Consider the following 9,039-nt stretch of genomic DNA (forward strand, 5'->3'; position numbering starts at 1 on the left):
CGGTTTTTCTGACGTGTGTACGTCCGAAGCGCCATGACCGAGTCTTGTCTTCCTTTAGGATCCAGGGGAACATCTCTTTAACCTCGCTTTACCTGAGCAATCGTGTCACTTAGGCAAACGGTTCATCGTTCTCACGATCTCCGTTGACCATGCGTACCTCCGGGGGTGTGGAGGTACCTCAATTGTCTCAGAAATTGAGATCAGCGAGCGGGCCCAAGGTCCTAGTCGCCACGTGCAGAGCGGGTGGATTTGGTGAACTCGTCGAGGACCTCCCGCAGCACGACAGCCACCGATTCAGCGGGCATCTTCACGTGATCGCGGTCGTAAGACACGAGCCCGTTGAGCTCGCCCTCCACGTCGCTGACCTGCGAGTACACAAGCGCACTGAGGCCCTTAGAAACCGCCGGGACCATCTGGTCACGGTGTAGCGAGGTGAAGTCCGCTAGCAGCGCCTCGGCGGACTTGAGCGTCCGGTAGCCGAACTTCTTTTCCTCAGGTCTGGTGCCCGGGACCTCGTAGAGGTAACCGCCGTACTCGGAGACCACCAGGGCGCGGCCCGTGCCGTCGTTGCGCGGCATCCGGAACGCCTTGAAGTAGATGTGCAGGGAGCGCATGTCACTAACCTGCTGGTCGTGCCAGCCGCTCGCGTGGTCGATGAGCCGGGTGGGGTCGAGTTTTCTGACAAGCTCCGTGATGCGCACGGAGTCGAACTGCCCCCAGCCCTCGTTGAACGGCACCCACACGCCGATCGAAGGAACTTGCTTCAAGTGCGAGATCATCTCGATGAGCTCCCGCTCGAACTGCGCCCGTCCCTCGGCGTCCTCGCGCGCGAACGCCCTATACGCTCGTTCGGTGTCGTCCCGGCGCGAGTAGCGGGCGAACACGGGCAGCGTGATGACGTCGAACCTGTAGGAGTCGCCTCCGCCGTTGATCATGTCTTGCCACACGATGAGCCCGAGCCGGTCGCAGTGGTGGTAGAACCGCATGGGTTCGACCTTGATATGCTTGCGCACCATGTTGAACCCGGCGGCCTTCATCTGCTCTAGGTCCCACACAAATGCTTCGTCGGAGGGTGCCGTGTAGAGGCCGTCGGGCCAGTAACCCTGGTCGAGCACGCCCATGTGGAAGTACGGCTTGCCGTTGAGCAGCAGGCGCGGGACGCCGCGCGCGTCGGGTGCCATGCCAAAAGAGCGCAGCGCCGTGTACGAACCGATCGTGTCGGCGCCCGGCAGTTCCAGCTCCACGTCGTACAGCGTCGGAGATTCAGGGCTCCACAGCTGCGGATCTGGGATGGTGAGGGTCAGTGGCTTGCCCGCTGGCACGGTTCCGTCCGCTACCAGCGCGCCGCCGAGGCTGACCCGCACGCTCACGAGCGCCCCGTCTGCTGCGCTATCCGTTCCAGCGTCCGCCACGTGCGGCGTCACCGTGAGCGTCCCCGCATCGACGTCGCACGCGTACTCCACCGAACTCACGTGCGCGGCGGGCAGCGCCTCGAGCCACACGGTCTGCCAGATTCCCGACTGTGGCGTGTACCAAATTCCGCCGCGCTTACTCTTCTGCTTGCCGCGCGAGTGGTGGGACGTGTCCGTGTAATCGCGCACCCTCACCTCGATGTCGAACTCGCGCCCGGCCGCGCCCTCGCGCAGATCGTCCGCATGTACCTGCACGGAGAACGGCAGATAGCCGCCCACGTGATGGGCACGCTCGGCGCCATTAATCGCCACGTGCGCGATCTGGTCCACGGCCCCAAAATTAACGACGATAGAGCGGCCCGCGTCGACCAGTTGCGCCACGTCGTAGTCAAGTGTCACGGTCCGGCGATACCAGGCGGTCTGGTGAGGTTCCAGCGTGGCGTTCACACCCGAGAGTGGCGCCTCGGGGGAGAACGGGACCACGATCGTCGAAAATGTGGTGGGGGGTTCGCCATCTGTGATGGCGAAGTCCCAGGTCCCGTTCAGGATCTGGAAGTTGTCCCGGACAAACTGCGGGCGTGGGTATTCGGGCAGGACGTTTTCGGGGTCGAGGGCGCGGCCCCACCGTGTCATTCTGCTCATGCTGGTTCGGTCTCCTCGAGTGCAGGGCGGGCAAGGAAGGCGGGGTAGAGGCGACGCACCAGGAGGACCGGGGCGAGCGAGATTGCCGCGACCGCTAGGGCGGCGGCGAAGATCGTGGGGGTCGGCACGGACTGCGTGGCGCCGAACTCGTCCACGTAGGAGCCGGTTCCGCGGATCGCAGCTGCCCCGATGAACGGGCCGATGACCGACGGGATCAGGATCGAGCCGATCATGCGCAGACCCTGGACGCGGCCTGCGCCGCGGTCCGGCGAGGCGTCGCGCACGAGCGCGGAGAAGGCCGCGTTGACGAACATGAAGCCGGACATCATGATCGTGCCCGCCACGATCGCGGCGGTGAACCCGCGGGCAAAGAACATTGCCGCCAAGCCGGCGCAGTACAGCGCGCCGGCAGGCATGAGGAACGCGACCTTGCCAATGCGGTCCATGATGCGTCCGCCCAGGATCGAGGCCATGGACGCGAGGATGAGGACCACGCCGAGCACGATCGCGTAGGCGTCAATCTTGAGGTACTGCTCGATATAGATGATTAGGTACGGCAGGTACACCTGGACGGAGATTGCCCACACGAGCCAGCCCAGCAGGGTCGCGTATAGGAACGGGTTGGCGCGCACAGCCGATGGGGTCAGACCGGAGACGACGTCGCGGAAGTAGCTGGTAGAGGTGACCACGGGCTCCGCCGGGTCGTCCACGAGCCAGTGGGCCGCGATTCCGGTCAGCATGACGAATCCGCCGATGATCGCGAAGAACTCCATCCACCGGCCGTCCTTGGTCAGCGGGTCGAGCAGGCCAAACACGATGAGCATGGATACGAGCGGCATGATGACCACCACTCCGTCCACGCGCCCGCGGTTGGCGGGAACTGTGGAGTCGGTGACCCAGGCCTGGAACGCGGCGTCGTTTGCGCCTGAACCTAGGAAGCTCATGACGCAGTCGAGCGTGATGATGGCCAGGACCGCGAGCGCCACAGCATCCTTGAACGCGCCGGCGGTGCCGTCCACCTGGATGAAGCCGAAGGCCGCCGTGGAGGCTCCCCACAGGACGTAGCCGTAGGTCATGAAGGCCTTGCGTTTGCCGAGCCTGTCCGACAGGGCACCAATCAGCATCGTTGCGAGGGTCGCCGCAATGGCGGAGGAGGCCACGAGCGCGGCCGTCACTGTGGGGTTGGTCGTGATGGTCTTGTACACGAACACGTTGAGGTACATGTTCTCGACCGTCCAGGCGAGTTGGCCCACGAGGCCGAGGACGATCAGAGCGGTCCACATGCGCGGACCTAGCGGGGCGGGCAGCGTCTTTGCGTGCACGGTGTGCTCAGTCATGGGTTAACGGTACGCGACGTTTGCCCCGGGTGAAAACAGGCCCGCCGCCACTGACCTGCGAGGTCGGTGGCAGCGGGCCTGTGGTGGCTGGGCAGAGGCGGGTCCGTTGAGGCGTCATCCAGTGCGTGTGGGCGCCGTGTTCGGCCGGAGCGGTAGTGCTTAGCGCTACTAGAACTCGATGCCGCCCTGGCGCAGCAGGGTCTCGAAGTCCGGGGTCTCGAGTTCGTCGATGGCCTTAGTTGTGGTCAGGTTGTTGCCCAGGATCAGGGTTGCGAACTCCTTGGCGCCGCGCGCTACCCGGGACTCGAGGTCGCCGGAGACTCCTGCCGTGTCGCCCCAGTCCTCGGAGGCCGCGAACACGGCTGTGGGAACTGTGGCGGCCCTGAAGTAGGCGAACACGGGGCGGATCGCATACTCGAGTGCCAGTGAGTGGCGGGCGGTGCCGGCTGTGGCGCCTAGGTAGAGCGGCTTGTTGATCAGAGACTTCTGGTCCAGCACGTCGAGGAAGCTCTTGAACAGTCCGGAGAAGGACTGGGAGAACACGGGGGTGGTCGCGATCAGTCCGTCTGCGGCGATCACCTTGGTCTTGAGCTCTTCGAGTCGGCTCGACGCGAAGCCCGTGAGCATGTTGTCCACGATGTCGTGGGCGTAGTCGCGCAACTCGATGACCTCGATGTGCACGTCGAGATCGCCGAGCCCTTCGAGCTCGTTCTGCGATGCTGTGGCCATTGCGTCGGTGAGGATGCGGGTGGAGGAGGGCTGGCTCAGTCCTGCGGTCAGCGCGATGATGTGGGACATGTCAGTGTCTACCTTTGTGGTTCTGTGCCGTGCGTGGCGGTGAAGTCGGGAAGGGTTGCCTGGGCGAGCCGGAGCTTTTCCGTGATCCGTTCGAGTTCGGCAAGTTCCTGGGGTTCGAGAACGGAGCCGACGTAGTGTGCGATCTGCTGGACGTGCGCGCGCCCGTGGGTGCGTTGGATCTCCCGACCGCGCTCAGTGAGCGTGATGAGTGTTCCGCGTCCGTCGGCGGGGTCGGGGGAGCGTTCTACGAGCCCCCGGAGCTCGAGCCTCTCCACGAGCCGGCTGAGGGCCGACTGGTGGAGTAGCACGAACTCGTTGAGTTCCTTGAGGCGCAGGCCGGGGTGTCCGGCCGTGCGCAGCGTGAACAGCACGTCGTAGTCCCGGAAGCTCAGCTCCTGGAACACGTTATCCCGTTCGAACCTGCGCATGAGCTCGACCTGCGCCCGGAACAGGGCCTCCCAGGCGTGCGAGGCGGCCACTGCGCTGGCCGTGGAGTTGACGGCGTTCATTACTGGGCGGTTGGGCTTGCGCCAGTGACGTCGTCGGCGTCCGCGTACACGGTCGAGTCCTTGTGTCCGCCGGCGGCCGCCACACGCGAGGCGTGAGTGGGTGCGTCCGGCACGTGGGCGGGGCGGCCCGCGGCCATCTCCTTGCGTAGCACGGGCACGACGTCCTCGCCCAGCATGTCGAGCTGCTCGAGCACAGTCTTGAGCGGCAGGCCGGCGTGGTCGATCAGGAACAGCTGGCGCTGGTAGTCTCCCACGTGCTCGCGCATCGCAGCGTAGCGGTCGATAACCTCCTGCGGGCTGCCCACGGTCAGTGGGGTCTGCTCGGCGAAGTCCTCCATGGAGGGGCCGTGTCCATAGACGGGAGCGTTGTTGAAGTACGGGCGGAACTGGTTCTTGGCGTCCTGGGAGTTCTTGGCCATGAAGACCTGGCCGCCGAGGCCCACGATCGCCTGGTCCGCGGTGCCGTGGCCGTAGTGTTCGAACCGGCGGCGGTACAGCGCGACCATCTGCTTGGTGTGGCTGATGGGCCAGAAGATGTTGTTGTGGAAGAACCCGTCACCGTAGTAGGCGGCCTGCTCCGCGATCTCGGGGGTGCGGATCGAGCCGTGCCACACGAACGGCGCCACGCCGTCGAGCGGACGCGGGGTCGAGGTGAAGCCCTGCAGCGGCGTCCGGAACTTGCCCTGCCAGCTGACCACGTCCTCGTCCCACAGCTTGCGCAGTAGGGCGTAGTTCTCCACGGCGAGCTCGACACCCTGGCGGATGTCGCGGCCGAACCATGGGTAGACGGGTCCGGTGTTGCCGCGCCCGAGCATGAGGTCCATGCGTCCGTCCGCGAGGTGCTGCAGGTAGGCGTAGTCCTCGGCCAGGCGCACGGGGTCGTTCGTGGTGATCAGCGTGGTCGAGGTGGACAACGTGATGCGCTCGGTGGCCGCCGCGATGTGGGAGAGCAGGACCGTGGGGTTCGCCGGTGCGGCGAACGGCGGGTTGTGGTGCTCGCCGGTGGCGAAGACGTCGAGGCCGACCTCCTCGGCCTTCTTAGCGATGGCCACGGTTGCCTTGATGCGCTCGTGCTCGGTGGGGGTTTTGCCGGTGGTGGGGTCGGTGGTGACGTCGCCTACCGTGAAGATTCCGAACTGCATGATGTCCTCCAGAGTTTTAATGCATTTGCATGTACTGACTGGTTCAACCGGAGGCAGTTCCATTTCATTCCAGCGCGTTCTGTGCGCTCGCTCACATGCGCCAGAGCGCGAAGCTGAGTGGGCCCGCGCCCCCCTCATCGATACAGTGAAGCCATGCCTTCTTACCGCCTCATCCTGACCGTCGGGGCGCTCGCGCCCGGTGTGCAACCGGAGTCCGTCCTACCAAGCGCTGCCGAGCACCTGGGCGTGTACGCGAACGTGGAATCCTTCGACCTGCGCATCTCGCGCGGCGTGCCGCAGCTCGTGCTGCGCTACACAGGCGAGGACCGGGCGGTGGCGCTCGATGCGGCGCTGCGAGGGCTCGAGGGCATCCGCAGACTCGTTGAGGTCACGCGCTACGAGGTCCTTCAGCGCGTCCATGGACGCTGGGAAGCAATCACCCGAGGTTAGGCAGGGCGGCCTATGCTGGCACGTCCACCACGGCGCTGCCCACAAAGTCCAAGATGCCCGCGCCGGAGGTGAACGCCGCCAGTTGCGCGCCAAGTTCCGCCTCATGCTCTGGCGGGATCGACACCGAGAACGTCACGCGGTGGGTATACACCGGCTCACCCCACGCGCCGTCGTGATGGGCGAGCCAGTCTCGCAGGAAGTATTCGATGCGCCCCGACTCGCTATGGAACGTGTGGATCTCATACGTGTTCAGCAGCCGGCGATGTACCAGGGTCGCCGTATCAAGGGTCTCCGAGACCGCGCTCGAGTACGCGCGCACGAGCCCTCCTGCGCCGAGTAGGATCCCGCCAAAGTAGCGGGTCACCACCACGCACAGGTCCGTCACGTTGCGGTGGCGCAAGACCTCAAGCATGGGAATCCCCGCGGTCCCCGACGGCTCCCCATCATCGTTGGAGCGCTGCGCGTCCGCGGTCTGACCCACGATCAACGCCGTGCAGTTGTGCCGCGCGTCCCAGAACCGTGTGCGAATCTCGGCGATGAACGCGTCCGCCTCATCCACGGACTCCACGTGCCGCGCATGCGTGATGAATCGGGACTTCTTAATGACCAGTTCGCCGGTCACCTCACCTGCGATCGTGTCGGGAAAACTACTCACCGCGTGAGCTCCTCATGTGTACGACTGCGCGCACCTCGGCGCAGAGAAAACGCCAGCACGCCCAAGATGAGCACGACCGCCGACACAGACAGTGCGAGTGCAACGCCCGCGCTCGGCCCGCCGCTACCCAGAAATGCCTTGGCGCACGCCGTCAGTACGAACACAGCCGCGCCGAGCACGCCGCACCGGCCAAGTTCCGTCAGCGCGATCGACGTTTCGATCCGCGTCGACGGGAGCAGCAGCTTGACGTACGGTGCACTACGCAACGCCACCACCAGCGCGAACGCCCCGGAAGCAATCAGCCACGGATGCGCTGACGCATTGCCGGACGCGAAAGACGCCAACGCGAGCAGGGCGAGCAGCCCATACATGGCCGTCACTGAACGCTGCTTGAGGTTGATCGCAACCCAGATCGTCGAAAATACGGCAGACCACAGCGCAACTTCAGGCGCAAACACCGCCCCAGCGGCCGCGCCACCCAACGCAATGGCCAAGCCGTAGGCGAGGGCGAACGACCACCACGGGACGGACCGAACGCCAAGGACCCGCACGGGCGGCGTCAGGTTGGCGTCGGCGCGGCGCTCGCGGCGCGAGGCGCGGGGCGCGAGGGGACTGGTCATGAGGTTCTCCGGACGTGGGAGGCGCGCTCGAGGGTGGCGAGTTTGGTGGAGCGGTCCTCGTCGCGCCAGGCAATGACCGACACGCCCATCTTTTCGCACTGGCGCATGCGGGCCTGGCGAGCGATCTGGAAGAGGCGGAAGGCGATGACCTGGCGGTCGATGAGGGACCACGTGGACACACGTGGCAGGGTGTCCACGGCGACCACCTGGTGCCCGCGGGCCACGAGCGAGGAGATCGTGGACGTGGATGCGTCGTCGAGGAAGGTCGAGAGCACGAAAACGAGCGCGTCGCGCTGCACGAGTGGTGCGCGCACGCGGTGTGTCGGCCCACCCTTGGGTGCGGCGAGGCTCACGGCGTGGCGCAGGCGTTCAAAGTGGCGGCTTCCGGTGCCGGGTGGGACCGGCTTCTTGGGGTGGCCGAGGTCCTCGAACCCGACCCTGTCGCCCTTGGAGATGGCCACCTGCGCGAGCGCGGTCGCAGCCTCGCGGGCCAGGTCCATCGAGGTCTTCTGGTCGGCGCGGGACGCATGGGCGGAACCCCATGAGCTGATCTCGGGGCCCACGTCATCGCGCGAGTCGAGCATGATGACGGTCGTGGCCTCGGACTGCGCGAACGTGCGGCGCACGTAGAGTTCGTCGAGTTCGGGGGAGCGCCGCGAGGTTGCCCGCCAGTCGACCTGGCGCAGCGTGTTGTTCTGGGTGTACAGCCCCACGTCACGGAACTCGCGGCCCTCGCCGGCGCGCACGGAGGTGCGCGGCCCTGTCAGCCCCTTGGCCACCGCAGCGGAGGGGATCGGCGGCAGGGGCTTGAGCGGCGCGAGAACCAGGGTGGGAGACATCCCCAGGGAGACCCAGTCGCCGAACCAGCCCATCGAGGCGGAGGTGGGGAGCGCAGTGAGGGTGAAGAGCTCGCGCACGCCGGTGCGCAGGGACGGCACTGACAGTTCGAGAGTGCGCACACCGTCCACGCTCACGAGCAGACGTGCCGGAAGCGCGCCCGGGTAGGTGGCCTCGATGACGCTCGTGAATTGCGCGCCCGCGAGCGTGTCGCCCTGGTCGTCCCGGGCCGCAATGGTGATGTCCGCGCGCGCCTGCCCGGCAACCAGTTCCTGCGGGTCCGCGGGCAGTGCGAGGCGGTACGAGACGTCGTGGGTGACCTTGTCTGCTCGGGCAAGCGCCGCCGATGCGAGGACCGCAAACGCGAGGATCGCGGCGGGGATGGAGGCGAGTGCGAAGGCGGCAACCAGCAGCGCGAGCCCCAGTGACAGCAGGATCTTGGTGTCTACGACGGGGGCAAAGGTGTGTTGGCGTCCCGCTCGGGTAGGCGGTGGGGCCGTGTCCGGGAGGCGTTTCATGGCAGCGCTGGGGCTGGTGCGTCCGTTCCGGCCGAACCGAGCACGGAGGGCGTGGGTACCACGTCGAGGAGGTCTGCGATGAGTTGGGAGGTGCCCACCCCGCTGGCCCAGGCGTTGGG

The 9,039-nt window shown here is 66.1% G+C and carries 9 protein-coding genes; 1 reads left to right on the forward strand and 8 read right to left on the reverse strand.

Annotated features, from left to right (window positions below):
- Nucleotides 1-221: 221 nt before the first annotated feature.
- The 5 genes from HGSM_RS07135 to HGSM_RS07155 form a co-directional block, all read right to left on the reverse strand.
- Nucleotides 222-2,054: a glycoside hydrolase family 2 protein gene (locus tag HGSM_RS07135; protein WP_051009702.1), complete on the reverse strand. Its 1,833-nt coding sequence runs from the start codon at nt 2,052-2,054 to the stop codon at nt 222-224.
- Nucleotides 2,051-3,391 (reverse strand): MFS transporter, encoded by a 1,341-nt coding sequence (locus tag HGSM_RS07140; protein WP_051009705.1) that lies wholly within the window; start codon nt 3,389-3,391, stop codon nt 2,051-2,053. Before HGSM_RS07140 ends, HGSM_RS07135 begins: the two co-directional genes overlap by 4 nt.
- A gap of 168 nt (nt 3,392-3,559) precedes the next feature.
- On the reverse strand, nt 3,560-4,189 hold the full coding sequence (locus tag HGSM_RS07145) for a CE1759 family FMN reductase (protein WP_019148059.1): 630 nt from the start codon (nt 4,187-4,189) through the stop codon (nt 3,560-3,562).
- An 8-nt stretch (nt 4,190-4,197) separates the two neighbouring features.
- Nucleotides 4,198-4,698, reverse strand: a complete 501-nt coding sequence (locus HGSM_RS07150) for a MarR family winged helix-turn-helix transcriptional regulator (RefSeq protein ID WP_019148060.1) — start codon at nt 4,696-4,698, stop codon at nt 4,198-4,200.
- Complete coding sequence (locus HGSM_RS07155) at nt 4,698-5,840, reverse strand: LLM class flavin-dependent oxidoreductase (protein WP_019148061.1); 1,143 nt, start codon at nt 5,838-5,840, stop codon at nt 4,698-4,700. The genes HGSM_RS07150 and HGSM_RS07155 overlap by 1 nt, the downstream gene beginning before the upstream one ends.
- Nucleotides 5,841-5,993: 153 nt before the next feature.
- On the opposite strand from HGSM_RS07155, the gene HGSM_RS07160 reads away from it, so the two are divergent.
- The gene (locus HGSM_RS07160; protein ID WP_019148062.1) at nt 5,994-6,290 is read left to right on the forward strand and encodes a hypothetical protein; all 297 of its coding nucleotides are present in this window, start codon (nt 5,994-5,996) and stop codon (nt 6,288-6,290) included.
- Between the two features lie 10 nt (nt 6,291-6,300).
- Here the strand turns inward: HGSM_RS07160 and HGSM_RS07165 are convergent, their stop codons facing one another.
- The 3 genes from HGSM_RS07165 to HGSM_RS14610 are packed head-to-tail and all read right to left on the reverse strand — an operon-like array spanning nt 6,301 to nt 8,920.
- Nucleotides 6,301-6,945, reverse strand: coding sequence for a YigZ family protein (locus HGSM_RS07165; protein WP_019148063.1), 645 nt, complete (start codon nt 6,943-6,945; stop codon nt 6,301-6,303).
- Nucleotides 6,942-7,565 carry a hypothetical protein gene (locus HGSM_RS07170; RefSeq protein ID WP_019148064.1) on the reverse strand — a complete coding sequence of 208 codons (624 nt, stop codon included), beginning with the start codon at nt 7,563-7,565 and terminating at the stop codon, nt 6,942-6,944. The genes HGSM_RS07165 and HGSM_RS07170 overlap by 4 nt, the downstream gene beginning before the upstream one ends.
- On the reverse strand, nt 7,562-8,920 hold the full coding sequence (locus tag HGSM_RS14610) for a DUF58 domain-containing protein (protein WP_019148065.1): 1,359 nt from the start codon (nt 8,918-8,920) through the stop codon (nt 7,562-7,564). Before HGSM_RS14610 ends, HGSM_RS07170 begins: the two co-directional genes overlap by 4 nt.
- Nucleotides 8,921-9,039: the final 119 nt, after the last annotated feature.

The sequence above is a fragment of the Timonella senegalensis JC301 genome (assembly GCF_000312125.1).
GTDB lineage: Bacteria > Actinomycetota > Actinomycetes > Actinomycetales > Cellulomonadaceae > Timonella > Timonella senegalensis.

Coding starts and splice junctions, on each gene's coding strand:
- HGSM_RS07135 (WP_051009702.1), bottom strand. CDS start 2,054: ATGAGCAGAATGACACGGTGGGGCCGCGCCCTCGACCCCGAAAACGTC.
- HGSM_RS07140 (WP_051009705.1), bottom strand. CDS start 3,391: ATGACTGAGCACACCGTGCACGCAAAGACGCTGCCCGCCCCGCTAGGT.
- HGSM_RS07145 (WP_019148059.1), bottom strand. CDS start 4,189: ATGTCCCACATCATCGCGCTGACCGCAGGACTGAGCCAGCCCTCCTCC.
- HGSM_RS07150 (WP_019148060.1), bottom strand. CDS start 4,698: ATGAACGCCGTCAACTCCACGGCCAGCGCAGTGGCCGCCTCGCACGCC.
- HGSM_RS07155 (WP_019148061.1), bottom strand. CDS start 5,840: ATGCAGTTCGGAATCTTCACGGTAGGCGACGTCACCACCGACCCCACC.
- HGSM_RS07160 (WP_019148062.1), top strand. CDS start 5,994: ATGCCTTCTTACCGCCTCATCCTGACCGTCGGGGCGCTCGCGCCCGGT.
- HGSM_RS07170 (WP_019148064.1), bottom strand. CDS start 7,565: ATGACCAGTCCCCTCGCGCCCCGCGCCTCGCGCCGCGAGCGCCGCGCC.
- HGSM_RS14610 (WP_019148065.1), bottom strand. CDS start 8,920: ATGAAACGCCTCCCGGACACGGCCCCACCGCCTACCCGAGCGGGACGC.